The organism is Helcobacillus massiliensis (assembly GCF_014191425.1).
GTDB classification, from domain to species: domain Bacteria; phylum Actinomycetota; class Actinomycetes; order Actinomycetales; family Dermabacteraceae; genus Helcobacillus; species Helcobacillus massiliensis.
Map to the genome: position 1 here is coordinate 39,185 of NZ_JACHWP010000005.1, position 24,346 is coordinate 63,530.

At 69.1% G+C, this 24,346-nt stretch carries 22 protein-coding genes and 2 tRNA genes; 10 read left to right on the forward strand and 14 right to left on the reverse strand.

What is annotated here, in order from left to right; all coding sequences use genetic code 11:
• Positions 1–23 precede the first annotated feature (23 nt).
• The 10 genes from FHX50_RS08515 to FHX50_RS08560 form a co-directional block, all read right to left on the reverse strand.
• Positions 24–725: a response regulator transcription factor gene (locus tag FHX50_RS08515; RefSeq protein ID WP_183376592.1), complete on the reverse strand. Its 702-nt coding sequence runs from the start codon at positions 723–725 to the stop codon at positions 24–26.
• Position 726: 1 nt separating this feature from the next.
• Positions 727–1,899 carry a sensor histidine kinase gene (locus FHX50_RS08520; RefSeq protein WP_343064073.1) on the reverse strand — a complete coding sequence of 391 codons (1,173 nt, stop codon included), beginning with the start codon at positions 1,897–1,899 and terminating at the stop codon, positions 727–729.
• Between the two features lie 213 nt (positions 1,900–2,112).
• Positions 2,113–2,490 carry a DUF4235 domain-containing protein gene (locus tag FHX50_RS08525; RefSeq protein WP_183376594.1) on the reverse strand — a complete coding sequence of 126 codons (378 nt, stop codon included), beginning with the start codon at positions 2,488–2,490 and terminating at the stop codon, positions 2,113–2,115.
• A gap of 102 nt (positions 2,491–2,592) precedes the next feature.
• On the reverse strand, positions 2,593–3,654 hold the full coding sequence (locus FHX50_RS08530) for an LCP family protein (RefSeq protein WP_183376596.1): 1,062 nt from the start codon (positions 3,652–3,654) through the stop codon (positions 2,593–2,595).
• A gap of 20 nt (positions 3,655–3,674) precedes the next feature.
• Entirely contained in the window at positions 3,675–4,568 is an 894-nt protein-coding gene (gene trmB, locus FHX50_RS08535; RefSeq protein ID WP_183376598.1) for a tRNA (guanosine(46)-N7)-methyltransferase TrmB, read from the reverse strand.
• Positions 4,561–5,010: a QcrA and Rieske domain-containing protein gene (locus tag FHX50_RS08540; RefSeq protein ID WP_183376600.1), complete on the reverse strand. Its 450-nt coding sequence runs from the start codon at positions 5,008–5,010 to the stop codon at positions 4,561–4,563. The genes trmB and FHX50_RS08540 overlap by 8 nt, the downstream gene beginning before the upstream one ends.
• Positions 5,011–5,019: 9 nt before the next feature.
• Positions 5,020–6,135 (reverse strand): YihY/virulence factor BrkB family protein, encoded by a 1,116-nt coding sequence (locus FHX50_RS08545; protein WP_183376602.1) that lies wholly within the window; start codon positions 6,133–6,135, stop codon positions 5,020–5,022.
• 23 nt (positions 6,136–6,158) lie between these two features.
• Positions 6,159–6,755: a biotin transporter BioY gene (locus FHX50_RS08550; protein WP_259924099.1), complete on the reverse strand. Its 597-nt coding sequence runs from the start codon at positions 6,753–6,755 to the stop codon at positions 6,159–6,161.
• A 61-nt stretch (positions 6,756–6,816) separates the two neighbouring features.
• Positions 6,817–9,378, reverse strand: coding sequence for a glycoside hydrolase family 65 protein (locus FHX50_RS08555; protein WP_183376604.1), 2,562 nt, complete (start codon positions 9,376–9,378; stop codon positions 6,817–6,819).
• The gene (locus tag FHX50_RS08560) at positions 9,375–10,115 is read right to left on the reverse strand and encodes an HAD family hydrolase (RefSeq protein WP_285262518.1); all 741 of its coding nucleotides are present in this window, start codon (positions 10,113–10,115) and stop codon (positions 9,375–9,377) included. The genes FHX50_RS08555 and FHX50_RS08560 overlap by 4 nt, the downstream gene beginning before the upstream one ends.
• 53 nt (positions 10,116–10,168) lie before the next feature.
• Here FHX50_RS08560 and FHX50_RS08565 point away from each other — a divergent pair, with 53 nt between their 5' ends.
• Positions 10,169–10,885, forward strand: coding sequence for an SRPBCC domain-containing protein (locus tag FHX50_RS08565; RefSeq protein ID WP_259924085.1), 717 nt, complete (start codon positions 10,169–10,171; stop codon positions 10,883–10,885).
• 31 nt (positions 10,886–10,916) lie between these two features.
• Here the strand turns inward: FHX50_RS08565 and FHX50_RS08570 are convergent, their stop codons facing one another.
• Entirely contained in the window at positions 10,917–11,651 is a 735-nt protein-coding gene (locus tag FHX50_RS08570) for a Rossmann-fold NAD(P)-binding domain-containing protein (protein WP_183376606.1), read from the reverse strand.
• A 107-nt stretch (positions 11,652–11,758) separates the two neighbouring features.
• Between FHX50_RS08570 and FHX50_RS08575 the strand changes: the two genes are divergently transcribed.
• Together FHX50_RS08575 and FHX50_RS08580 are read left to right on the forward strand one after the other, a co-directional pair.
• Complete coding sequence (locus FHX50_RS08575; protein ID WP_183376608.1) at positions 11,759–13,111, forward strand: MFS transporter; 1,353 nt, start codon at positions 11,759–11,761, stop codon at positions 13,109–13,111.
• A gap of 58 nt (positions 13,112–13,169) precedes the next feature.
• On the forward strand, positions 13,170–14,246 hold the full coding sequence (locus tag FHX50_RS08580) for an acyltransferase (RefSeq protein WP_183376610.1): 1,077 nt from the start codon (positions 13,170–13,172) through the stop codon (positions 14,244–14,246).
• Positions 14,247–14,365: 119 nt separating this feature from the next.
• Here FHX50_RS08580 and FHX50_RS08585 read toward each other — a convergent pair.
• Positions 14,366–14,439: transfer RNA gene (locus tag FHX50_RS08585), tRNA-Gly, on the reverse strand.
• 176 nt (positions 14,440–14,615) lie between these two features.
• On the opposite strand from FHX50_RS08585, the gene FHX50_RS08590 reads away from it, so the two are divergent.
• The 5 genes from FHX50_RS08590 to clpX all read left to right on the forward strand — a co-directional run bounded on the left by FHX50_RS08590 (position 14,616) and on the right by clpX (position 19,297).
• Positions 14,616–14,692 (forward strand) — tRNA-Pro (locus tag FHX50_RS08590).
• Positions 14,693–14,821: 129 nt separating this feature from the next.
• On the forward strand, positions 14,822–16,267 hold the full coding sequence (gene tig, locus FHX50_RS08595; protein ID WP_183376612.1) for a trigger factor: 1,446 nt from the start codon (positions 14,822–14,824) through the stop codon (positions 16,265–16,267).
• Positions 16,268–16,425: 158 nt separating this feature from the next.
• Positions 16,426–17,043, forward strand: a complete 618-nt coding sequence (locus FHX50_RS08600; protein WP_183376614.1) for an ATP-dependent Clp protease proteolytic subunit — start codon at positions 16,426–16,428, stop codon at positions 17,041–17,043.
• 26 nt (positions 17,044–17,069) lie between these two features.
• Positions 17,070–17,753, forward strand: a complete 684-nt coding sequence (locus FHX50_RS08605; protein WP_246370930.1) for an ATP-dependent Clp protease proteolytic subunit — start codon at positions 17,070–17,072, stop codon at positions 17,751–17,753.
• 236 nt (positions 17,754–17,989) lie between these two features.
• Entirely contained in the window at positions 17,990–19,297 is a 1,308-nt protein-coding gene (gene clpX, locus FHX50_RS08610) for an ATP-dependent Clp protease ATP-binding subunit ClpX (RefSeq protein WP_183376616.1), read from the forward strand.
• Between the two features lie 111 nt (positions 19,298–19,408).
• Here the strand turns inward: clpX and FHX50_RS08615 are convergent, their stop codons facing one another.
• A complete protein-coding gene (locus tag FHX50_RS08615; RefSeq protein WP_183376618.1) occupies positions 19,409–21,037 on the reverse strand; it encodes an inorganic phosphate transporter in 1,629 nt (542 codons plus the stop codon).
• Positions 21,038–21,210: 173 nt separating this feature from the next.
• Between FHX50_RS08615 and FHX50_RS08620 the strand changes: the two genes are divergently transcribed.
• On the forward strand, positions 21,211–21,543 hold the full coding sequence (locus tag FHX50_RS08620) for a chorismate mutase (RefSeq protein WP_183376690.1): 333 nt from the start codon (positions 21,211–21,213) through the stop codon (positions 21,541–21,543).
• A 98-nt stretch (positions 21,544–21,641) separates the two neighbouring features.
• Positions 21,642–23,063 (forward strand): MFS transporter, encoded by a 1,422-nt coding sequence (locus FHX50_RS08625; protein ID WP_183376620.1) that lies wholly within the window; start codon positions 21,642–21,644, stop codon positions 23,061–23,063.
• 105 nt (positions 23,064–23,168) lie between these two features.
• On the opposite strand, the gene FHX50_RS08630 is transcribed toward FHX50_RS08625, so the two are convergent.
• A complete protein-coding gene (locus FHX50_RS08630) occupies positions 23,169–24,215 on the reverse strand; it encodes a homocysteine S-methyltransferase family protein (protein ID WP_183376622.1) in 1,047 nt (348 codons plus the stop codon).
• Positions 24,216–24,346 lie beyond the last annotated feature (131 nt).

Here is a 24,346-nt window from a genome sequence, read left to right on the forward strand (position 1 = left end):
GTCGCTGTGACCGGCCGGCCCGGTCAGGCGTCCTCGAACTTGTATCCGAGCCCGCGCACCGTCACCAAGGTGCGCGGGTTCTTCGGATCCTCCTCGATCTTCGAGCGCAGGCGCTTCACATGCACGTCGAGGGTCTTGGTGTCCCCCACATAGTTGGAGCCCCACACGCGGTCGATGAGCTGACTGCGGGTCAGCACGCGGCCGGCATTGCGCAGCAGGAACTCCAACAGGTCGAACTCCTTCAGCGGCAGCTGCACGCGCTCACCGCGCACGCTCACCACGTGGCGCTCAATGTCCATCCGGATGCCGGCGGCTTCGAACACGCCGTCGTCCTCCGCCTCATCCGCGGCCGCACCGGCAGCGTCAGTGCCGCGGCGCAGCGCCGCCTTCACGCGCGCCATCAGTTCACGGGACGAGTACGGCTTCGTCACGTAGTCATCGGCGCCGAGCTCCAGACCGAGGACCTTGTCGAACTCGTCGTCCTTCGCGGTCACCATGATGACCGGGACGCTCGAGGTGCGGCGGATCTCGCGGCACACATCCGTTCCGCTCATGCCGGGCAGCATGAGGTCCAGCAGGACCAGGTCCGCGCCGTGACGGTTGAAGATCGCCAGACCGTCCACGCCGTTGTCCGCAACTGCCACCTCATGGCCCTCACGCTGCAGGGCGTAGCTGAGGGGATCCGAGAACGACTCTTCGTCTTCGACGACAAGGATGCGGGCCATGCTACGAATTCTCCTTCATTCGGGCACCGGCTGCCACCGGAACGGACAGCTCGGGGATCTGGAGGGTGAACGTGGAGCCGGCGTCCAGCACCGACTGGGCGTTCACACTGCCGCCGTGGTCATTGGCGATGTGCTTGACGATCGCGAGGCCCAGGCCGCTGCCGCCGCGGGCACGCGACCGGGCCTTGTCCACGCGAAAGAACCGTTCGAAGACGCGCTCCAGGTCCTCGGGGCTGATGCCCATGCCCTGGTCGCTGACCGACACCTCGATCATGCCGTTGTGGCGACGCGACCGGATCGTGACCGTGGAGGACTCCGGGGAGTAGGTGACCGCGTTGGCGATCAGGTTCGACAGCGCCGTGATCAGCATCGAGCGGTTGCCGTACACCAGCAGGTCGTCCAGAGCCTGGTTCACCAGGCGGATCCCGGCGCCCTCCGCCACCGTCTGGTTCACGGCGATCGCCTGCTCGGCCACATCCGCCATCGACACCTCGTCGGCGTCCCGCAGGGCACTGGAGCCCTGGATGCGGGACAGTTCGATGATCTCCCGGACCAGGGAGCTCAGGCGCGTCGACTCCGACTGCATGCGCTGCGCGAAGCGGCGCACTGCGACCGGGTCATCGGCGGCGTCCTCCATCGTCTCAGCCAGGAGGGCGAGGGCGCCGACGGGGGTCTTCAGCTCATGGGACACGTTCGCAACGAAGTCGCGGCGAGTGGCCTCCACACGGGTGGCGCGGGTGAGGTCGTCCGCGAGCAGCAGCACGTGGTCGGCGCCGATCGTGCCGATCTTCACGGAGATGATGCCGGTGCCGTCGGCTTCGTGGGAGCGGCTGAGCTCCAGGGTCTGGTCGCGGTATCCGCCGTTGGAGCCGACGTCCGTGACCATGTCGATGAGGACGGGGGAGGCGAGGCGGGGGTAGTCGCCGTTGGTGGCGCGGACGATGCCGTAGCTGAATGCGAGGGGCGAGGCGCGGACCACGTCACCGGTGCGGTCCAGCAGCACGTGGGCGGTGGAGATGATCGTGAGGATCTCGGAGGTGACGTCTGCGACGGCCTGGTGCGGGCGCGGCATGTCGACCGTGCGGCGCGAGTCGTTGCGCTGCAGGGCGACCATGGCGGCCACGCCGAAGACGACGCCGATGGCACCGGCGATGAGAAGAAACAGAAGATCCACCCTTCCACCCTAATCCGTCCGTTGAGCGGTCCGGTCGTCGGGGCGGCTGGCTGCACGGGGCCGATCGGAGGAATTCACGGCTCGTTCACTTGGAGGTCACGGAGGGATCAAGGTGGGCCACAGACGAGTGGGCCCGGCCACCTCCGCGCAGGGGCGAGGGACCGGGCCGTTCAGCGGAGATCCGCTCGCGGTGGGCCGACGGATGCCGGGGCGTCAGCCGCGGTTCATCGGCGGGCGGCGGTGCGCCAGACGGTCAGCACCGCGCTCCGCGCCCCGCTGAGCCGCCAGCTGCAGCGCCGCGATGACCGCGCCCGAGAGGACCGTGTAGAGGCTGATCTTCCACACCGGCAGGGCGTCGTAGGAGGACTCCATCGCGCGGATCTCCTGCTTCGACGCACCCTGCTTCTTGGCGCGCTTCATCTCCTCCTTGAGTGCCTTGTCGTTGTCCTTCTGCACCTTCGACGTCGGTGCCTGCTCTCCGAACACGACTCCCCAGGCGCCGTTGACGAGCTTCGTGCCGATGACGCCGGCGAGTGCGCTGGCGGCGGTCATCGCGAGCTTCGTGGCGATGCCGTGGTTCTGCTTGGCCATGGATATCTGCCCTTCTGTGGTTCCGGATGCGCGAGAGAGTCTACGCGCCGTGTCTGGCCGGGCACCGGGAGGCCGGGCCCGGCCGGGCGCTGTGCGCGGGACTCAGAGGTTCTCCTTCGCCCATTCGTCCAGGCGGTCCTCCTTCAGCGCGGTGCGGAACTTCTCCATTCCGGCGTCGTCGGTCGCCACCACGGACGCACCGCCCGAGGTGGTGGTGGGGTCGCCGTGCGGCATGGAGCCGTAGGTGATGTCCTCCGAGCGGAGACCGCGGTTCGCCAGCCCCAGCTGCGCCACCTTCGTACCGGTGAGGCCGTCGTCCACCGTCATGTACGGGGTGATGTCGCCGGCGAGCTGCTGGATCTTGTTCGGATCGGACAGGGTGTCCCCGGAGAGGATCTTCCCGACCAGAGCGCTGAGCAGCGCGCGCTGGTTGGCGTTGCGGTCGAAGTCGCCGCCCGGAAGCTGCTTGCGCTGGCGGACGAACGTCAGCGCTGTCTCGCCGTCCATGTGCTGGGTGCCCTGGGTGAACTGGATGCCGTCGCCCTCGAAGCTGCGGGACACCTTCACGTCCACACCGCCGAGGGTGTCGACGATCTTCTTGATGCCGTCGAAGTCCACCAGCGCCACGTGGTCGATCTTCGTTCCCACGTACTTCTCCACGGTCTGCGTGGCCAGCGGGACACCGCCGTAGGCGAGTGCCGAGTTGATGCGGTCCTTGCCGTGGCCGGGGATGTCGATGTACAGGTCGCGCGGGAACGACAGCACATAGGCGTGCTTGTTGTCCGCATCGATGTGCACCAGCATCATGACGTCGGAGCGCTGACCGGTGACGGTCTTCGCCTCCTCGCCGCTGCGCTTGTCCGAGCCGAGCAGGAGGATGTTCGTGCCCTTGCCCTGCGCTTCGCGGTCCTTCTTATCCAGCGTCACGAAGTCCACGTTCTTCTGGTACTTGTCGTTGAGGGAGAAGAAGTAGCCGCCCACCACGGCGGCGGCGACCAGCGCGAGGATCAGAACAGCGGACAGGCCGCAGCACAGGCCCTTGCGGCGGCGCGACCGGCGGCGGCCCGTCGGCGCGGCCTCATCAGCGGCGAGCGCGCCGTCGTCGGGGCCGTCGAAGTCGTCACGGTCGAACAGGTCGTCGCGGTCGTCATGGGTGGAGCTCATCGGCAGGTCCCCTCGGATGCTCAGCGGGTCGTGGGTTCAGAGGCGGCGCTGCCGTCCTCGGTTGCGCTCGCCGCCGGTGCAGCCGGCTTCTGAGCAGAATAGGAGAGGTCCCAGATGAGGCGGCCGGCGCGCAGCGCCTTCCCCTCGAACGCGGTGCGGACACGGCGCTCGAACCGCGGAGCCCACCCCGTGGCGGGGGAGTCCTCCGGGATCTCGTCAGTGGTGGAACCCGTCGGCCTCGGGCCGTCCGGGTGGTCGTTGGTGAAGAGGCCGCGGGCGGCCACCGTCTCGAAGGCGTGCGCCTGGTGGCTGGCGTAGTCCGCCCAGTCCGTTGCGGTGCGGACCCGGCCGCCCGGCTTCAGCAGGGTGTGCAGCTCCTCCAGGAAACCGGCGGAGACGAGGCGGCGCTTGTGGTGCTTCGTCTTGTGCCACGGGTCGGCGAAGAAGATCCACACCTCCTCCACGCTGCTCTCCGGCAACAGGCCGGGCAGGGAGTGCTCAGCATCGAACTCGAGGATGCGGAGGTTCTGCGGCAGGCCCAGGCGCTGCAGGTGCACGACGGTCTGGGCGTTGCCCGGCCCCCACACTTCGAACGCGAGGAAGTTGTGGTCCGGCATATCCGCTGCGGCCTGGGCGATGTTGTCGCCCTGACCGGAGCCGATCTCGATGATCAGCGGATTGTCGTTGCCGAACAGCTTCACCGGGTCCAGGCGCACATCCGGGTGGATGAGAGTGTCCCGCTCGCCCTGGGGAACGTCCAGCATGTACTGCTCGTGGTGGGCGTCCCACGCCTCGGTCTGCTCCTCGGTGAGGCGGCGGCCGCGGCGCACGAAGCTGACGATCTCGCGGCGGGGACGGGAGGCGGCGGCACTGCGGGTCCGGCCACTGTTCTCAGTCGGGGTCTGTTCAGGCATCAGCGCGGGACACCTTGCCATCGGTGACGGTCAGCTTCACGGTGGGCAGGGGCTCCACGGCAGGGCCCTGCTCCGGAGTGCCGTCCTTCAGTTCGAAGGTGGAGCCGTGGCAGGGGCAGTGCAGCACCTCGTCCTGCGGGGACAGAGCGCAGCCCTGATGGGTGCAGTAGCCGGAGTAGCCGGTGAGGTCCTCCCCGGAGCCCCGCACAACCGCGACGTAGCCGCGTGATCCGCCGAAGTCCACCACGGTGGTGGCGTTCTCCGGGATCTCATCGAGGCTCACCTGGCCGGACGCGTCACTGGTCACGGACGACGGCTTGTCGGGGTTCTTGCCGCGGTCGGGGCCGCAGCCGGTCATCGCGATCGCCGCGGCGCCGGTGACGCCGAGGGCACCGAGGGTGCGGCGGCGCAGGCAGGGCTGGGAGAGCGGAGAGTCAGTCATGTCCACAGACTACCCGGACCGATCCGATTCCTTCGGCGGAGCCTGGTCGTCCGGGCGCGGATTCACAGCGAGCCAGTGGTCCGCCTCCGCCACGAGGACGCCTCGGCGCACGGTGATCGGCTCACCGGTGCGGGCGGACTCTGCGACGCTCCGGCACATCTCGGCCTGCCGCGCCTCATCGCGTTCGAAGTACTCCAGCGTGCCGCTGTGCACCGGCTCCAGGCAGAGACGGTCCCAGGCGGGCAGGCCGGCGGCGATCTGGCGGGCGCGCAGGAACTCCGCATCGATGATGGTCCCGGTGATCAGAACGATGGCGGCGAGCCACGCCAGCACGAGGATCCCGATGAGGGAGTTCAGGGTGGTGAGGATCTGGGCGTAGGAGGTGATGATCTCCAGCAGCCAGCCGAGGGCCGCTGCCGCCCCGAACAGGGTGAGGACGCTGAGCGCGGAACCGGCGGTGATGAGCCGCTCGTACGGCAGGCGCACGTTCGGCACGTACACGGAGGTGAAGGAGATCAGCACCGTGATGAGCAGCAGCAGGATCGGCCATTTGATGATGCTCCAGGTGTCGAAGGCGGCCTCCGGGACGCCGATGTGGACGCCGACTCGGCGGGAGAACTCGTTGCCGAGCAGCAGCACGATCATCGCGAGGGTGAACAGGACCATCAGCAGGACCGTTTCGCCGAGCACCACGAGGCGGAACCAGAGGAAGCTGCGGCCCTCGCGGGTGTTGTACACCCGGTGCATGGTGCGGTGGTAGGCGGCCACGCCGTTCGAGCTGGAGATGAGGGACCCGGCGATGCCGAGCACGAGGCCGGGCAGACCGCCGCCGGTGGTGGACAGCGTCAGCACGGCGCGCTCCCACGGTTCCGGGTCGGCGGTGGGGAAGATCTGGGTGATGAGGGAGCCGACGGCGCTGACGCTCTGCTCCTCGATGCCGAGCATCGACAGGATCGAGATCAGCGCGATCGAGGCGGGCAGGGAGGACAGCAGGGCGTAGAAGGTCATGGTGGCGGCGACATCCCACACCTGCACTTCGAGCATGCGCACTCCCACTCGGTGCAGAACGTGGATCACCGTGAGGCGCGGACGCCTCACGGTGATCTCAGACTTCTGCGAGCCCATGCCGACGATTCAGCGGCGGCGAATCAGGCGCGCTTGTCGCCCACCAGCTTCCACGCGGCCGGAAGCAGCGCAGCCGCGGCGACGGCCTTCACGATGTCGCCCGGGATGAACGGCACGAGGCCCTGCACGAGGGTGGTGGAGAGGTCAGCGCCGGTGGCCAGAGCGAGCCACGGGAGGCCGGCGGCGTACACCAGGGCGGTGGCGGCGATCGCCGCCAGGACGGTGCGCCAGGCGGAGCGGTCAGCGCCGCGACGGGCAGCGACGCCGAGGGCGGCGGCCGCGAGCACGTAGCCGATCACGTAGCCGAAGGAGGCGGCGGCGACACCGGTGGAGGACCAGCCTGCGAGCACGGGAGCGCCCACGGCCGCGAGCACGGCGTACAGGCCGACGGCGGCGGTGCCGCGCGCCGGGCCGAGGCTCGCGCCGACCAGGAGGGCGCCGAAGGTGGCGAGGGTCAGTGGCACTGGGGTGAACGGCAGCGGAATCGACACCTGGGAGATGAGCGTCAGGGCCGCGGTTCCGGCGAGCACCAGGGCGATGGTGCGGGCTGCGGAGGAAGCGGGCAGGAATCGCTCGGACAGCACGGGGCGGTGCGCCAGCGTCGTTGCGGAGGAGGTCACAGCGTTGATCCTTGGGTTGGGCGAACTGGTCAGTGCGGCGGCGGTGCGGCGGTGGGACGGGTCAGCTCGTGTGAGCGTCCGGCTCCCCCTCCGCGTCCGACGGTGCGCCCTCAGGATACTCCCAGGGCGACTCGGGGTCGGCGGGGACCGTGCTGGAGACGACGGTGCCGTCGGCCCGCACGTCCCCGACGGAGGACGGCGTGCGCAGCTCCCCGGGCGCCAGCACCGGGCCGTGGCCGTCCAGGGCGACGGCGACGCCGTCCGCTGTCACGCGGACGCGCTGCCCGCGCACATCGACCTCGATCTCGGGGCCGTCCAGCAGCGTGAAGGCGATCTCGTCCGCGGTGACGCGCACCTCGAAGCGGGAGCCGCGCACCAGCAGGCTGAACTCGAGGGACGGCCAGGCCGCCGGCAGCCGCGGATCGAACTCGAGCTGCTCGCTGTCGCTGCGCAGCCCGCCGAAGCCGTGGACGAGGGCGTTCCAGATGCCGCCGGCGGAGGCGATGTGGACACCGTCGCTGGTGTTCTGGTGCAGGTTCGCGAGGTCCACGAACAGGCCGTCCATGAAGTAGTCCATCGCGAGGTCCTGGTGGCCCACTTCCGCCGCGATGATCGACTGCACGACCGCGCTCAGCGTGGAGTCGCCGGTGGTGATCGGGTCGTAGTACTCGAAGTCGGCGCGCTTCTGCTCGAGGGTGAACTCGCTGCCGCGCAGGAACAGTGCGAGCACCACATCGGCCTGCTTGATCACCTGGAATCGGTAGATCACCAGCGGGTGGAAGTTCAGCAGGAGCGGGAAGCGGTCCTTCGGCGTATTGGCCACGTCCCACACTTCGCGGTCCAGGAACTGGTCGTCCTGCGGGTGGATGCCGAAGTTCTCGTCCCAGCCGATGTACATGCCCTCGGCGCAGTGGCGCCATTCCGCGATCTCGCCCTCGTCGATGTCCAGGCGCTCCACCAGGGTGCGGTAGGCGCCCGGGTCGCGCTCGGCGAGCTCGGTGACGACTTCGGCGGCCTTCGCCAGGTTGTTCTTCGCCATCACGTTGGTGAACAGGTTGTTGTTCACCACGGTGGTGTACTCATCCGGGCCGGTGACGCCGTGGATGTAGAACACGGCTTCGCCGTTGGAGCGCCAGAAGCCGAGATCGGCCCACATACGGGCGGTCTCCACCAGCACCTCCACGCCCTGGGAGTCCATGAACTGCTGGTCGCCGGAGACGGTGGTGTAGGTGTTGAAAGCCCACGCGATGTCGGCGTCGATGTGGTACTGCGCGGTGCCGGCGGCGTAGTAGGCGGAGGCCTCCTCGCCGGTGATGGTGCGCCAGGGGAACAGTGCGCCGCGCTGGTTCAGCACGGTGGCGCGGCGGCGCGCGGACTCCAGCAGGCCGTAGCGGAAGCGCAGGGCGTTGCGGGCCCATTCCGGAGAGGTGAAGGACAGGAACGGGACCACGTAGATGTCGGTGTCCCAGAAGTAGTGGCCCTCGTACCCGGAGCCGGTGACGCCCTTGGCGGGGATTCCGCGGCCGTCGGCGCGCGCAGCGGCCTGAGCGAGCTGATAGATGCACCAGCGGATCGCCTGCTGGATGTGCTCAGCGCCCTCCACGCGGACATCGGAGCGGCTCCAGAAGTCCTCGAGGAACTCCGCCTGCCACTGGTGGTACTGGGCGAACCCGTACTTGCGGACCCGGTCCAGGGTGCGGCCGGTGCGGTCGGCCAGCTCGCGGCCGGGAGCGTGGGAGCCGTAGTGGTAGGCCACGGCCTTCGTCACGGCCAGGCGCTCACCCTCCGCGAGCTCCGCCCGGAACACCGTGCGGCCGAGGTCCTCGGAGACATCGGTGGCGAGGTCGACATCGACCCCGTCGGCCGTGGCGACGTCGTGGTCGCAGGCCACGGACACGCCGATGCCGGAATGGGCGGTGCGGTAGCCCAGGTGGATCCGCCCGTCCCGCTGCTGGGTGTGCTCGGTGTGCAGCACGCGGTGGTCGAACTTCGCGGCCTTGCGAGGGTCGGCGCTGCCCTGGTCGGTGGTGCCGCCCGCTTCGCGGTCGAGGTCCTCGCGGTTGAGGACCTGGGAGGAGATGAGGATGGGGGCGGTGCCCTTGACCATCTCCACCTCGTAGGTCATCAGCGCGAGGTGCCGGTCGGTGAAGGACACCATGCGAGTGGAGGTGACGCGGACGTGCTTGCCGGCGGGGGTGCGCCACAGCACGCGGCGTCGCAGCACGCCCTCGCGGAAGTCGAGGGAGCGCTCGTAGTCGAGGATGTCCGCCTTGGACAGCACGAGCGGCTCATCGTCCACGTACAGCTTGATGACGGTCGAATCGGGGACGCCCACGATGGTCTGACCGGCGGTGGCGAAGCCGTAGGCGGACTCCGCGTGGTGGATGTCCCAGGTCTCGTGGAAGCCGTTGAGGAAGGTGCCGTGCTCGGTGGCGTCACGGCCCTCCTCAGGGGTGGCGCGCATGCCGAGGTAGCCGTTGGCAGAGGCGAAGATCGTTTCGGTGACGCCGAGGTCGCCACCGGGTCGGCTCTCCACCAGGCGCCACGGGTCGACCGGGAACTGCTGGCGGTCCATCGGGTCGCGCCGGTGCGCGTGCGTGGTGTCGTGCGGGCGGGGAGTCATGCGAGCACCCCCAAGTCGTCCACCACGAGGGTCGCGCCGGCGGCGTACAGCTTCTCTGCTCCCACGCCGCGGTTCACGCCGAGGACGGCGGCGAACGGCCCGGCGGCGCCGGCCTTCACCCCGGAGACGGCATCTTCGACCACGAGGGCGGCGGCGGGGTCCGCGCCGAGCTGTTCGGCGGCGTGGACGAACGTGTCGGGAGCGGGCTTGCCCGGCAGTCCCTCGCGCTCGGCCACGTTGCCGTCCACGATCACGCCGAACCGGTCGAGGAGACCGGCGGCGGTCAGCACCTCTTCCGCGTTGCGGGAGGAGGAGACCACGGCGATGCGCACGTCGTCGCTGAGGGAGTCGAGCAGCGCCACAGTGCCGGGGTACGGCTGGACCCCCTCCTCGCGCAGCAGGGTGAGGACGAGGTCGTTCTTGCGGTTGCCGAGGCCGCACACCGTCTCGGTGGACGGGTCATCGGTCTTCTCGCCCCAGGGCAGGTCGATGCCGCGGGACTTCAGAAAGGAGTCGACGCCCTCATAGCGGGGCTTGCCGTCCACGTAGTCGAAGTAGTCGTGATCCGTGTACGGCTCGCTGATGCCGCGCTCGGTGAGGAACTCGGTGAACATGCGGTCCCAGGCCCGCATGTGGACCTCGGCGGTCGGTGTGATCACTCCGTCCATGTCGAACAGGATCGCTGGGAAGTCGGAGAGGCGGAATTCGGCCACGCTGGGGTGCTTCGACGTATTCACGCGATCTACGATAGGGGAGGTCCGCTCTTCGGCGAAGCACCCGCTCCGCTGTCGTGCAGTGGGTCATCATCCTGATCATCGCCCCGGAGGAATCGTTGACCAGCACCCGTCCCTTCATCGATGCCGTTGTCCGCTCCCTGCAGATCGACGATGACGCCACGTCCGATGACGCGGTCGCCCTGCGCCTGACACTCGCCCTGCACGGCTGCGGCGCTCCCACGGACCTGTTCCCCCTGCTCACCGATCCGCAGCATCTGGCCCGCTGGTACGGGACCGTCACGGTCGACGGCGGTGAGGGCGGCGCCTTCACCGCCCCCGGCGGAGTCCACGGCACCATCCGGTCGGTGCAGTCCCCGCACCGGGTGGACCTCACGTGGGAGTATGAGGGCCGCGCTGATGAGCTGACCCTGCGCATCGACCCCACTGACGACGGCAGCTCCTCGCTGCTGATCGAGCACAGCCTCGCCATGCCGGCCGAGGTGTTCGCCCAGTACGGTCCGGGGGCTGCGGCGCTCGGCTGGGAGATCGCCCTGATGGGCTTCGCCCGCTACGCCGAGATCGGTGGGGATGCCTCCATCGCCGCCTGCGCAGCGGATCTGCCGGCTCCCGATCCGGTGTGGCTGGCCAGTGAGGACGGCGCGCAGACGGTGCGCGCCTGGGCGATCCGCTGGGCCGCTGCCGCCATCGCCGCGGGCGTCCCGGAGGCGAGGGCCCGGGTGGGCGAGGAGAACACGGTGCGCGCCTACATCCCGCAGGCCGCGCAGAGCTGACGCCCCGGGTGCGCGGGGCGGCTCTCGCGCCTCACACTTCGCTGATCACCAGCTGCTGACCGGTGCTGCCGGGAGCGTCGGCGAGCTCCAGCAGCCGGGCCGCGCACGCCTGTGCGCCGACCTGCGCGGACGCCTGCGGGGCGTAGGACACCGGCAGCAGCTGCGTGGGCGCGGGTCCCGGCGCCACCAGCACCGGCGGGTGCGCGATCGCCGTCCAGTCGGCGCCGCTGAGCAGCACCAGTTCGAGGGCGCGCCGCGCATCCAGCAGCTGCGCGCGGCGATCGGCGGCCCCGCGGACGGCGCGGGCGCGCTCCAGCAGCGGGGTGCGGCGCGTCGGGGCCGACGGGGCCCTGCGCCCGTCGGTGCGCAGGCCGAGCGCCTCGATCGGGAGGGACACCACCAGTCGCGGCGCCGCGCCGTCCTCGCCGGCCGAGCGCAGGGCGCGCAGCAGCGCCAGGGTCACGGCCTCATCCGTCGGCCGACCACCCGCCGGAGCGAGAGGCGGGTCCTGCAGTGCCGCGCCCAGGCACAGCACCACCGCGTCACTCGTCGATGCGGCGTCCGCGAGCCGGCCCCGGTCTGCGTCGCCGCTGATCTCCACCGGGGTCACGGCGCTGGAGAACACGACCAGTTCGTGGGGAGCGCTGGTGAGCGCCTGTACCCGTCGGCCCTGCAGGGCGGACTCCCGCATGACGGCGTCGCCGAGGGCTCCGGCGGCATCGATGACGGCGACCTCGCCGGTGTGGACAGTCGGGGATGCGGGCATGGGGACTCCGTTTTCTGGCTGAGACGGCGCGGGGCGCCGATGCTGACCGGGCATAGTCTAAGGACCCGTAACCACAGGACGACACCGGCGGGCAAGGGAGGCGGCGGATGCTGAAGCGGCTGATCCTGCCGATCTATCTGCCCCTGTTCCTCGAATATGCGGGCGTGTCCGCCTACCTGCCGCTGCTGCCGCTGATCGCGGTGCGCCTGGGCTTCAGCGTCCCCGAAGCGGCCGCCCTGGGCCTCATCCAGGGGCTGTGCGCGGTGCTGCTGCCGATCCCGCTGGCGCGGCTGCTGGCGGCGATGGGGGAGCGGAGGGCGCTGCTCGCGAGCGGGGCGCTGCAGGGGGCGACCTCGCTCGGCCTCGGGGTTGTGGTGCATCGCGCGCTGGCGGCCGGTGGGGCCGACGGGGCAGGGCCCGCGGATCGCCTCGCCCTCATCGCGGGCCTGCTGGTGATCAACATGGGGCTCGTGCTGTGGCATGTGGGCCGACAGGCGTATCTCGCGGATGCGCTGCCGGAGTCGATCCGTGCGCGCGGCCTCACCACCCTCGGCGGGGCGCTGCGGATGGGGCAGGTGGTGGGCCCGTTCATCGGGGCGGCGGTCATCGCCGCCGGCAGCACCGCCGGGGTGTTCTTCCTGCACACGGGCCTGATGGTGCTCGCGACGGTGCTGGTGGCGCTCACCCTGCTGCCGCTCGATGATCCCCCACCCGGGCCCGCCTCAGCCGATGCAGCGTCCGCGGATGCCGCTGCACCTGACAGTGCGACGCCCGATGCAGCCGCACCCGGGACCGCGGCACCCGATGCTGCTGCGCCTGCTCCGCTGCGCCGCCCGACCCCACCGCTCAGCCACCGCGACGCCGCACGCCGACGCATCGCCGTCGCCGCCGGCATCCTGCCGGTGTCGATGAGCCGCTCCAACCGCATGATCATCATCCCGCTGGTCGCGCTCAGCCTCGGCCTCGGCGAGGACCATGTCGCGATCGTGGTCGGCATCGCCGCGGTGGTGGAGATCGCGCTGTTCTATCCCGCCGGACTCCTCATGGACCGCTTCGGGCGCGCCGCCGTCGCGGTCCCCTGCAGCCTCGGCCTCGCCGCCGGGATGGCACTGATGGCCCCGCTCGCGCTCGGCGGCCACGCCACCACCCCGCAGCCGTGGGCCCTGCCGGCCCTGCTGGCAGCGGCGACCGTGATGTCGCTCGGCAACGGCCTCGGCTCCGGCATCCAGGTCACCCTCGGCGTGGACCTCGCCCGCCCCCAGTACCGGGTGCGGGACCTCGGGCGCTGGAACTCCCTGGTCGGGGTGGGGCAGCTCGCCGGCCCCGGCCTCGTCACCGCCGTCACCGTGGTGGCGCCCGTCGGCGTCGCGGCGGGCACGATGGCGGTGCTGTGCGGCGCCGGCGGGGCATGGCTCGCCCGCATCCTGCCGCGCGTCACCCCCGCCCCCAGCCGCCGGTGAGGCGCCGGGGCGTAGGCTCCGTCGCTCACCCACGGACCCGACTCCAGCCGGAGGATCGATGGCGAGAGCTGCCAGCGCCACCGCGCCCACCCGCGCCGCACGCCCGTACATTCCGTTCCTCGACGCCATGCGCGTCATCGCCATCATCGCCGTCCTCGGCATCCACGCGATCGCCCCGGCGTACACGGCGGACACCGTCGACTGGCCCACAGCGCTGCTGCGCTCCGCGCTCGGCCCCGCGGTTCCGGTCTTCGTGATGATGTCCGGCGCGCTCAACCTCACCGAGGGGGCGCATCGCCGCGGCACCGCTGCGTTCCTCCGCACCCGCTTCCTGCGACTGCTGCCCGCCGCCCTCGCGTGGAGCGCGATGTACATGCTGGTGGTCCAGCCGCTGCTCTGGGGCACGGAGCTGACCGGGAAGGGCCTGATCCGGCAGGCGATCCGGGCGGACGCCGCCCCTCACCTGTACTTCCTGTGGGTCGTGCTGGGCCTCTCGCTGCTGTCCCCGGTGCTCGCCCCGTTCGTGGAGCGCAGCGCCGGCCATGCCTATGCCCTCGCCGCGGCCGGTGTCGCCTGGACTCCACTGACGGCCGTCGCCGCCGGCCTCCTCGACCAGGCGGATGCCCCGATGGACCTGCTGCCCGGCAGCATCCTCACCTTCTTCCTGCCGTACGTCGGCTACTACGTGCTCGGGTACGCCCTCGTCACACATCCGCCGAGCCGCAGCATCGGGTGGGCGTGTGCGGCCGTGTTCCCGCTGCTGGTCGCGGTGTGCGCCTGGGAGATCCTGCACCCCGGTGAGGCGCCGCCGCTGCTCGATTCGGCGCTGGTGATGTCGTACTTCTCGCCGCTGCTGACCGCGATGAGCGTGGTGCTGTTCGTCGCGGCGGCCTCCCTCGGCATGTCCTGGCGGGTGGGGGACGGGGGCCGACGCCTCCTGCGGCCGCTCGCCAGCGCCTCCTTCGGCGTGTACCTGGTGCACATGGTGTTCGTGGCGGAGCTTCGCACCTGGTTCCCGGCGCTGGAGTCGGAGGCGCTGGGCCCGAACCTCGTGGTGTGGGCGCTCGCGGTGGTCCTGTCGTTCGCGCTGATGCTGGTGTGGATCCGCATCCCGGGGCTGCGCCGCTTCGTCTGAACCGGGTGCGGCTCACCGCGTCGCCGACCTCCAGGTCATGACCTTCGGCGACAGCTTCAGCCTCGCCCTCGAGCAGCACGAAGCCCCCGGCCAGCAACATGCTGGGCGGGGGCTTCTCGTGGAGCGGATGACGGGAATCGAACCCGCACTATCAGTTTGGAAGACTGAGGCTCTACCATTGAGCTACATCCGCGAAGGCTTCCGGACGAGGCCGTCGGCCGGTCTCCTATTCAATCACAGAACCCGTCGGCCGCCCAACCGTTCCGGCGTCCCAGAAGTGTGATCTGCCCGATGAGGCGGGTCACAAAGGTCAGCACAGACCCAGCGCCCTTTCAGCGGTGAGGATAGACTCGCTGGGGTCGTCTTTTTCGGGATGTAGCTCAGCTTGGTAGAGCGCGCGCTTTGGGAGCGTGAGGTCGCAGGTTCAAATCCTGTCATCCCGACCAGCCGGCTCCGGCGCGGCAGAGCCACCGGAAGCGGCGCTGACAGCACGAGAGCTGCGCGGCCGGTGCCCCGACGCACTGGCCCTTCTCATTCTTTATCGTCGATCAGTCAACCAAGGGAGTGTCCCCCACGTGAAGACCTCAGTCGAGAAGCTCGACGCAACCCGCGTCAAGCTCAACGTCGAAGTTCCGTTCGAAGAGCTGAAGCCCGCCATCGACCAGGCCGCGAAGAAGATCGCGAGCGAGGTGCAGATGCCCGGCTTCCGCAAGGGCAAGGTGCCGACGGCTCTCATCGAGCAGCGCTTCGGCAAGGCCGCCATCATCCAGGAGGCCGTCAACGACGCCCTGCCCGGCTTCTACTCGCAGGCCGCTGCCGAGGCTGAGATCAGCCCCGTCGGCCGCCCCGAGGTCGACGTCACCGAGGTCCCCGGCCTCGAGGGCGAGGAGGAGGGCAACCTCGTCTTCGTTGTGGAGCAGGACGTGCGCCCCGAGATCGAGCTGCCCGACTTCGCCTCCTACGAGGTCGAGATCGAGGAGCCGACGGTCGACGACGACGCCGTGCAGGTCCGCCTCGACGCCCTGCGTGAGCGCTTCGGCACCCTCAAGGGCGTGGACCGCCCCGCCAAGGACGGCGACTTCGTGTCCCTCGACATGGACGCGAAGATCGACGACGAGCAGGTCGACACCGTGGAGGGCGTCTCCTACCAGATCGGTGAGGGCAACATGCTCGAGGGCCTCGACGAGGCTCTGACGGGCCTGTCCGCCGGCGAGACCACCACCTTCTCCTCCAAGCTGGCCGGCGGCGACCGCGCCGGTGAAGAGGCTCAGATCACCGTCACCGCCAAGAGCGTCAAGGAGCGCGAGCTCCCCGAGGCCGACGACGAGTTCGCCGAGCTCGCTTCCGAGTTCGACACCATCGACGACCTCAAGGACGACCTGAAGAAGCAGGCCGAGAAGGACGCCGACGCCAACAAGGCCGGCCTCGCCCGCAACGCCCTGCTGGAGAAGCTCCTCGAGGACCTTGAGATCCCCGTGCCGGAGCAGCTCGTCAAGGACGAGATCACCGCTCACCTCGAGAACGAGGGCAAGGCCGAGGACGACCCGCACGGCGATGAGATCAAGGACGACACCGTCAAGGCCATCCAGGCCCAGTTCCTGCTCGACGCCATCCTCGCGGACAACGAGGTCGAGGTCGGCCAGGACGACCTGATGAACTACATGTCCGCCATGGCCGCCCAGTACGGCATGGACCCGAACACCTTCCTGCAGGCAGTGGCGCAGTCCGGCCAGATCGAGCAGATCTTCGGCGAGGTGCAGCGCTCCAAGGCCCTGGATGCGGTTCTCGCGAAGGTCACCGTGAAGGGCAAGGAGTCCGGCAAGGCCATCGACCTGGGTCTGGACGCCGCCGACTCCGAGAAGGCCGACGACGCCGAGGACAAGGACGAGAAGAAGCCCGCCAAGAAGGCACCGGCGAAGAAGTCCACCAAGTCCACCGCCAAGAAGGCGCCGGCGAAGAAGTCGACCACCGCGAAGAAGACCACCGCGAAGAAGGACGAGAAGTCCGACGACGCGAAGTGATCTGATCACTCGCCGAAGGGGCGGGCACCATCGGGCGACCGACGGTGCCCGCCCCTTCTCGTTGCGCGAGTGCGCCCCTGGCGAACACGTCCAGGCAGCGGCCGGGCCCTCGCGTAGTCTGGAAACAACCATCGTCGAGCCCCTACAAGGAGTGCACTGTGACAGATCAGCCTCGCAACGCGTCGGGCGAGCTGCCCCTCGGTCTGGATGACAACGTCTACCAGCGCCTGCTCAAGGAGCGCATCGTGTGGCTCGGTTCGGACGTGCGCGATGACAACGCGAACGCGATCTGCGCCAAGCTGCTGCTGCTCGCCGCTGAGGACCCTGATAAGGACATCTACCTCTACATCAACAGCCCCGGCGGCTCGATCACCGCTGGCATGGCCATCTACGACACCATGCAGTTCATCAAGCCGGACGTGGTGACGGTCGCCATGGGCATGGCGGCATCCATGGGCCAGTTCCTGCTGTCCTCCGGCACCAAGGGCAAGCGCTACGCCACGCCGCACACCCGCGTGCTCATGCACCAGCCGCTGGGCGGCCTCGGCGGCACTGCCTCGGAGATCAAGATCCAGGCGGATCTCATCCTCTCGATGAAGAAGCAGATGGCGGAGCTGACCGCGGAGCAGACCGGCAAGAGCGTTGAGCAGATCATCGCCGACGGCGACCGCGACAACTGGTTCACCGCCCAGGAAGCCCTCGAGTACGGCTTCATCGACCACATCGTCTCCGGCGCGGAAGACGTCACCGGTGCCGGCGGCACCGCGAAGAACTGACCCGTCGAGACTGAGGAGACCCTTCCATGACCTTTGACCCCATGATGGCTTCCGGTTCGATGCCGTACGCGTCCGCCGGCCAGATGCCCAGCTCCCGCTACGTGCTGCCCACCTACGAGGAGCGCACCCCTTACGGCTTCAAGCGCCAGGACCCGTACGCGAAGCTGTTCGAGGACCGCATCATCTTCCTCGGCGTGCAGGTGGACGACGCCTCCGCCGATGACGTGATGGCGCAGCTGCTCGTGCTGGAGTCGCAGGACCCGGACCGTGACATCACGCTGTACATCAACAGCCCCGGCGGTTCGTTCACGGCCCTGACCGCGATCTACGACACCATGCAGTACATCAAGCCGGACGTCACCACCGTGTGCCTCGGCCAGGCCGCATCCGCGGCCGCTGTGCTGCTCGCCGCCGGCGCCCCCGGCAAGCGCCTCGCACTGCCGAACGCCCGCATCCTGATCCACCAGCCCGCGATGGGCGGCCAGGGCGGCGGCCAGGCCTCGGACATCGAGATCCAGGCGAACGAGATCCTGCGTATGCGCACCTGGCTGGAGGACACGCTCGCCCACCACACGGGCCGCGACCGGGACCTCATCCACACGGACATCGAGCGCGACAAGATCCTGACCGCTCAGGCTGCGCTCGAGTACGGCCTGGTGGACCAGGTGCTGGAGCGCCGCACCGACGCGGCCGGCCAGATCCCCAACTGATCCGGCCCGCTTCACTCTGATCCGGACGCGCCGGGTCCCGCCCCACCGACGGGCGGGGCCCGGCGCTTCTGTTCGCAGGGCACCTGTTCCGGGCGCGGGCGCGCGGCGGTGAGCTGCAGGTCACAGCGGGGTGTGCTGGTGGCGAACGGTGACGCGCCCCGCCTCCGAAATCCGGGAGCGGGCCGACGGCTTCGATAGGCTGAACGGACCACAGCGGCTTCGAAAGGGACTCCTCCATGGCGCAGCTCGGCGACGATTCCGACGTTTTCTCCTGCTCCTTCTGCGGCAAGTCGCAGAAGCAGGTGGAACGCCTGATCTCCGGCCCTCACGTGTACATCTGCGAAGAGTGCATCGAACTGTGCAACGAGATCATCGCTGAGGAGACCCAGGCGGAGAAGGCGAAGGCCGAACCGGAGCAGGAGTTGCCCTCACCCCGCGAGATCTTCGACTTCCTCGAAACCCATATCATCGGCCAGGAAGAGGCCAAGCGCGCCCTGTCTGTGGCCGTCTACAACCACTACAAGCGCGTGCGCGCCCGCGATGAGGCAGCGCAGCACCCGTCGCCCCGCCGCGAGGACGAGTTCAGCGACGTCGACGTCGCCAAATCGAACGTGATGCTCGTGGGGCCCACCGGCTGCGGCAAGACCTACCTCGCGCAAACCCTCGCGAAGATGCTGAACGTGCCGTTCACCATGACCGACGCCACCGCCCTCACCGAGGCCGGCTACGTGGGCGAGGACGTGGAGAACATCCTGCTGCAGCTGCTGCAGGCCGCGGACCATGACGTGAAGAAGGCGGAGCGCGGCATCATCTACATCGATGAGGTCGACAAGATCGGCCGCAAGGCGGAGAACCCGTCGATCACCCGTGACGTGTCCGGTGAGGGCGTGCAGCAGGCGCTGCTGAAGATCCTCGAAGGCACGGTGGCGGCGGTGCCGCCGCAGGGCGGCCGGAAGCACCCGCAGCAGGACTACATTCAGCTGGACACCACGAACATCCTGTTCATCGTGGCAGGTGCGTTCGCCGGCATCGAGGACATCGTTGCGAACCGCACCGGCAAGGGCGGCATCGGCTTCGGCTCCCAGCTGCCCAGCCGCATGGACGAGAAGGAGCTGTACTCCAACGTGCAGCCGGAGGACCTGCTGAAGTTCGGGCTGATCCCCGAGTTCATCGGCCGCCTGCCCGTGCTCACCTCCGTGAAGAGCCTCGACAAGGACGCGCTGATCCGCATCCTGACGGAGCCGAAGAACGCGATGGTGAAGCAGTACCAGAAGATGTTCGCCTATGACGATGTGGAGCTGTCGTTCGAACCGGCGGCCCTGGATGCGATCGCGGACCGTGCCCTGCAGCGCGGCACCGGCGCCCGCGGGCTGCGCGCCATCATGGAGGAGACCCTTCAGCCGATCATGTTCGACATCCCCTCCCGCAGCGACATCGCGAAGGTCGTCATCACTGAGGGCGTGGTGACCAGCGGACGCGAGCCGATCATGCTGACGCAGAAGGAAGCGCAGAAGCAGCAGGAGTCGGTGCGCACCAGCGCCTGACGCTCACGCCCCGCGCATCAGCGTCCCGAGGCGGGACAGGCTGCGGCGGGGCGGATCCCGGCGGGGCAGGCCGCGGCGGCGGGGCGCACCCCCCACCGCCGGGCCGGATTCTCAGCCGAACACGACGCGCAGAATCCAGACGGCGACCGCGCCGATCAGCGCCGCCGCCGGCAGGGTCACCACCCACGCGAGCGCAATGGGCCGCATCAGCGACCAGTTCGCTGCCTTGTTCACCAGGCCCACACCCAGCACCGCACCGATGAGGATGTGGGTGGAGCTCACCGGCAGACCCAGCGACGATGCACTCATTACGACCGCGGCAGCAGCGAGCTCCGCCGCGAAGCCGCTCGAGGGGTGCATGCGGGTCAGCCCGGAGCCGACGGTCGCGATCACCCGTCGGCCGATGAACCACAGACCCGCGATCAGACCGATGCCGAAGGTGATCATCACAGGTGTGGGGATGACCGCCTCCTCTCCGACGCGTCCGGTGCGCAGCACGTCCAGCACCGCGGCGAACGGACCGAGGGCGTTGGCGATGTCGTTGGAGCCGTGGGAGAACGCGAAGGCGCTGGCGGTGAACACCTGCATCCAGGAGAACAGCAGGAAGGTGGTGCGGTCGAGGTCGTACTTCTTCATCGACTTCGCGAAGATGAACACCGCCATCCACACGGTCGCGCCGACCATGCCGAGCATCAGCGCGGTCACCAGCGGTGACACGTTCAGCTCCAGGTTCTTCAGGCCCTTCACCAGCAGCATCGACCCGATGATCATCGAGCCGAAAGCGGCCAGCAGCGGCACCCATACCTCGATCGCGCGATGCGACTCGACGTCCTGCGCCTGCTTCTCGATGTCGTGGAGGTCGCGGTAGTAGGTGGACTCCAGCTCGTCCCGGTCGTAGTCGGCGGTCCGGACGGTGGCGGAGTCGCGCGCCATGGCGTTGGTGTACGCGATCTGCTGGATTTCGGAGAGGCGTTCGAAGGCGCTGCGTTCGCGGCGACGGTGCTCGATGCGCTTGAGCTTCAGCTCCCGCATCGCCGCGTCGGCCTCCTCGTTGTAGCGCAGGATGTGCCGTTTGATCAGGCCGAACAGGATGAACGCCACGATGCCGCCGAGCAGCGGTGACAGCACCCAGGAAATGACGATCTTCCAGATCTCGCTCCACTGCACCATGTCGAAGCCGCCCGAGCCGGTGGTGAAGCCGATGCACAGCGCGGCGCCGACGATGCCGCCGACGATCGAGTGGGTGGTCGAAACGGGCCACCCCATGCGGGTGGCGAAGAGCAGCCAGGCGGCGGCGCCCACCAGCGCGGACATCATGATGAACACGAAGTCCATGGGGGAGTGGGAGATGGTGTCGAGCTCCACGATGCCGCTCTTGACGGTGTCGGTGACCTCACCGCCGGCGATGATCGCACCGGACACCTCGAACACGGCGGCGACCAACAGTGCCTGCTTCATCGACAGCGTGCCGGCGCCGACGGAGGTGCCGAAGGAGTTCGCGACGTCGTTGCCGCCGATGGTGAACGCCATGAACACGCCGAGGAGGACCACGAGGATCAGCAGGACCACGGCGCTGGTGTCGCCGACGTAACCGAGGGTCCAGGGGATGAACGCGGCGAGCGCACCGATGAGGATGACACCGAAGGCGACGTGCCAGCGGGCGTCGCCGGGCGGCTTGGCTGTGGTCTCGCCGGCGCTGTCGTTCTCGGCAGCGGGGGACTGGCTGATGGAGGAGGACATCGCCGATTCCTTCCGTGTGGGGGACGGTCCATCTGCACTCTGACCGGTCGGTGTGAACGGCTCACCACATCGAAGTGACAGCGAGGGAATCGATGCCCACTCCTCGCGCTTGCCGGTGATGAGACGGCCTGGGCAGGTGGGTCCCGCTCTGCGAGACTGGCCTGATGAACGCGATGACCGACTCCGGCCCCGCCGCTGACGACGCCGCCCGCGCCCAGGAGCTGCTGCGTCGCCACCGCCAGACCATCGACAATGTGGACGCCGCGCTCGTGCACCTGCTCGCTGAGCGGTTCAAGTGCACGCAGGCGGTGGGCCGCCTGAAGGCGGAGAACGATCTGCCGCCGGCGGACCCCGCTCGGGAGGCCCGGCAGGTGGAGAGGCTGCGCGCCCTGGCCGACGAGTCCGGACTGGACCCCGTGTTCGCCGAGCGGTTCCTCCGGTTCATCGTGCGCGAAGTGATCCGCCACCACGAGCAGATCGCTGACGAAGAGCGCCCGTCCGCATAGCGGACTGCCGTCCCGGAATATGGCGCCTCCCGCCTAGTCTGATCACCTTTGCGTTCGGCTGACCGGTCGAACACCCGAGACGACCTGAGGGAGGGACCTTGTCAGCGACCACATCCGCGCAGGCCGGGAGCACAGCTGCCGCCGACCCCGCCGGGACCGCGCCAGCCGAAGCGGACCGCCGACTCACATCGAAGGAGCGCCGGCGGGTCATCATCGCCTCCCTGGTCGGCACGACCATCGAGTTCTACGACTTCTACATCTACGCCACCGCCGCCGTGGCCGTTCTGCCGGCCCTCTTCTTCCTCGACGGTGACGACACCTCCAAACTGCTCGCCTCCATGGCGACGTTCGGGGCCGCGTTCATCGCCCGGCCCCTCGGCTCCATCGTGTTCGGGCACTTCGGTGACCGCATCGGCCGCAAGGCCACCCTCATCGGCGCCCTGCTCACCATGGGCATCGCCACCTTCCTCATCGGGCTGCTGCCCACCGCCCACCAGATCGGGCTGTGGGCACCTGCCATGCTGACGATCCTGCGCTTCACCCAGGGCCTCGGCCTCGGCGGCGAATGGTCCGGCGCCTCACTGCTGGCCACCGAGTACGCCGAAGAGGGCCGACGGGGGCGCGCCGCGATGTGGCCGCAGCTCGGGGCACCGTTCGGGTTCATCCTCGCCAACGGGTTCTTCCTGGTGCTGACCGTCCTGTTCGCGTTCGACTCCACCTCTGCCGTGCTCGACCACAGCTTCCTCGTGTGGGGCTGGCGCGTGCCGTTCCTCGCTTCCCTGGCGATGGTGCTGCTGGGTCTGTGGGTCCGGGTGAAGCTCGAAGAGACGCCGGTGTTCCAGCAGGCGGTCGACGAGGACAAGAAGGTGAAGTCGCCGGTGACCGAGGTGTTCCGCACCGCGTGGCTGCCGCTGATCCAGGGCACCTTCATCATGCTGGCCACCTACGTGGTGTTCTACCTGATGACCGCGTGGGTGCTGTCCTACGGCATTGCGAAGCCGGAGGCCGGCGGGCTGGGCATCAGCTACACCACGTTCCTCATCCAGCAGCTGCTGAGCGTTCTGCTGTTCGCGGCGTTCATCCCCGTGTCGGGCTGGGCGGCGGACCGCTTCGGGCGCCGACGCTCGCTGTCGGTCACCACGGCCCTGATCGTGGTGTTCGGTCTGCTGTTCACTCCGCTGATGGACCCGGCGAAGGTCGGGGTCGGCGAGGACGTTGCCATGTGGCGGGTGCTGCTGTTCCTGTCGCTCGGCATGATGCTGATGGGTCTGTCATTCGGGTCGATGTCCGCGCTGCTGCCGGAGCTGTTCGCCACGAACGTCCGGTACACCGGCAGCGGCATCGCCTACAACGTCGCCTCGATCCTCGGCGCGGCCATCACCCCGTTCATCGCGGTGTGGCTGAACGCCCGGTGGGGCGTGGGTGCAGTGGGAGCCTACCTGTCACTGGCAGGCGTCATCACGTTCGTGGCGCTGCGGCTCTCCCCGGAGACCCGGGACCGGGATATGCGCGAGATCTGATCGGCATCCCAGAGATGTGCAGGAGCGGCGGGGATGTCCCCGCCGCTCCTGCACATGCGCCTCGGATCGGGCGCCGGCTGCTGCGGCCCGATCACGCCGGGAGTCTCACGCGCGGGCGCCGAGTCCCTTCACGTGCTCCGGCAGGCGCTCGTTCGTGCCGTACATGAAGTGGTTCGCCATGTTCTCCGAGAACCGGCTCGCCTCCGTGGTGAGGCCCACGGCTTCGGCAACCTCGCGGATGTCGGCCGGGGAGGCGCCGCAGCAGACTCCGAGGTAGTTGACCCCGAGGCCGTAGGCGGTCTGCGCGAACTCCCGCAGTTCGTACCGGTTGCCGCGCAGCGGGTCCAGGGCCGTGGGGAAGGTGCGGCCGTGCGGTGAGGGGACGCGGGCGCCCGGGTCGGACAGGTTGAAGAACGTCGGCTCCGCCTCGGTGGTGCGGTAGGGGATCGGGAGAGCGCCCACATGGCAGGAGACGGCCTCGCGGATCTTCTCCAGCCACGGCAGGAGCGTGTCAGGGCCGCGGAAGCAGTTGAGGCCGACCACGTCGGCCCCCTCCTGTTCGAGGCGCTGCGCGGTCTCCACGATGCCGGCCCCCTCGGCCATCTCCTGGAACGCCATCGGCGCGAGCGTCAGCACCACCGGCAGACCGGAGGACTTCGCGACCTCGAGCGCGGTGAGGGCTTCGCCGGCGTAGTAGAAGGTTTCGCCGATGATGATGTCGGCGCCCTCCTCGACGGCCCAGCCGACCATCTCCTCGAAGATGGATCGCACTTCGCGCTGGCTGGCCTCGTCGGCGGGGTCCCAGATGTTGGAGTTCGAGATGTTCCCGGCCACGAGGTTGCCGGGCTTCTCATCGGCCACCTGGCGGGCGATCCGCAGGGCGGCGCGGTTCAGCGGCTCCAGGAGGTCCTCCTTGCCGATGACCCGCATCTTCTCGCGGTGACCGTTGTAGGTGAACGCCTCCACGATGTCGGAGCCGGCGCGCTGGAAGTCGCGGTGCAGAGTCGCGAGGGCGTCCGGGTGTTCGAGGGCCACCTCGGGCACGAATTCGCCGGCGGTGAGGTAGCCGCGGCGCTCCAGTTCGAAGAGGAATCCTTCGGCGCAGATCACGGGCCCGGCGTCGAGGCGCTGGGTGAGGCTGAGGTCGGTCATTCGTCCTCCACGGGGTGCGGGGCGGGGCGCCCGGGTGGGCGCTGCGGTCCGGTTGAGCGTGGCAGGCCGACGGGTCCCGGCCCAATGCCTGTGGCGGACTGTGGCGACAGATAGCGCCCCACGACCCGGCG

Excerpts from the sequence above, each read along its gene's own strand:
- FHX50_RS08515 (WP_183376592.1), bottom strand. The coding sequence starts at position 725 with ATGGCCCGCATCCTTGTCGTCGAAGACGAAGAGTCGTTCTCGGATCCC.
- FHX50_RS08525 (WP_183376594.1), bottom strand. The coding sequence starts at position 2,490 with ATGGCCAAGCAGAACCACGGCATCGCCACGAAGCTCGCGATGACCGCC.
- FHX50_RS08530 (WP_183376596.1), bottom strand. The coding sequence starts at position 3,654 with ATGAGCTCCACCCATGACGACCGCGACGACCTGTTCGACCGTGACGAC.
- trmB (WP_183376598.1), bottom strand. The coding sequence starts at position 4,568 with ATGCCTGAACAGACCCCGACTGAGAACAGTGGCCGGACCCGCAGTGCC.
- FHX50_RS08540 (WP_183376600.1), bottom strand. The coding sequence starts at position 5,010 with ATGACTGACTCTCCGCTCTCCCAGCCCTGCCTGCGCCGCCGCACCCTC.
- FHX50_RS08545 (WP_183376602.1), bottom strand. The coding sequence starts at position 6,135 with ATGGGCTCGCAGAAGTCTGAGATCACCGTGAGGCGTCCGCGCCTCACG.
- FHX50_RS08555 (WP_183376604.1), bottom strand. The coding sequence starts at position 9,378 with ATGACTCCCCGCCCGCACGACACCACGCACGCGCACCGGCGCGACCCG.
- FHX50_RS08570 (WP_183376606.1), bottom strand. The coding sequence starts at position 11,651 with ATGCCCGCATCCCCGACTGTCCACACCGGCGAGGTCGCCGTCATCGAT.
- FHX50_RS08575 (WP_183376608.1), top strand. The coding sequence starts at position 11,759 with ATGCTGAAGCGGCTGATCCTGCCGATCTATCTGCCCCTGTTCCTCGAA.
- FHX50_RS08580 (WP_183376610.1), top strand. The coding sequence starts at position 13,170 with ATGGCGAGAGCTGCCAGCGCCACCGCGCCCACCCGCGCCGCACGCCCG.
- FHX50_RS08605 (WP_246370930.1), top strand. The coding sequence starts at position 17,070 with ATGACCTTTGACCCCATGATGGCTTCCGGTTCGATGCCGTACGCGTCC.
- clpX (WP_183376616.1), top strand. The coding sequence starts at position 17,990 with ATGGCGCAGCTCGGCGACGATTCCGACGTTTTCTCCTGCTCCTTCTGC.
- FHX50_RS08615 (WP_183376618.1), bottom strand. The coding sequence starts at position 21,037 with ATGTCCTCCTCCATCAGCCAGTCCCCCGCTGCCGAGAACGACAGCGCC.
- FHX50_RS08620 (WP_183376690.1), top strand. The coding sequence starts at position 21,211 with ATGACCGACTCCGGCCCCGCCGCTGACGACGCCGCCCGCGCCCAGGAG.
- FHX50_RS08630 (WP_183376622.1), bottom strand. The coding sequence starts at position 24,215 with ATGACCGACCTCAGCCTCACCCAGCGCCTCGACGCCGGGCCCGTGATC.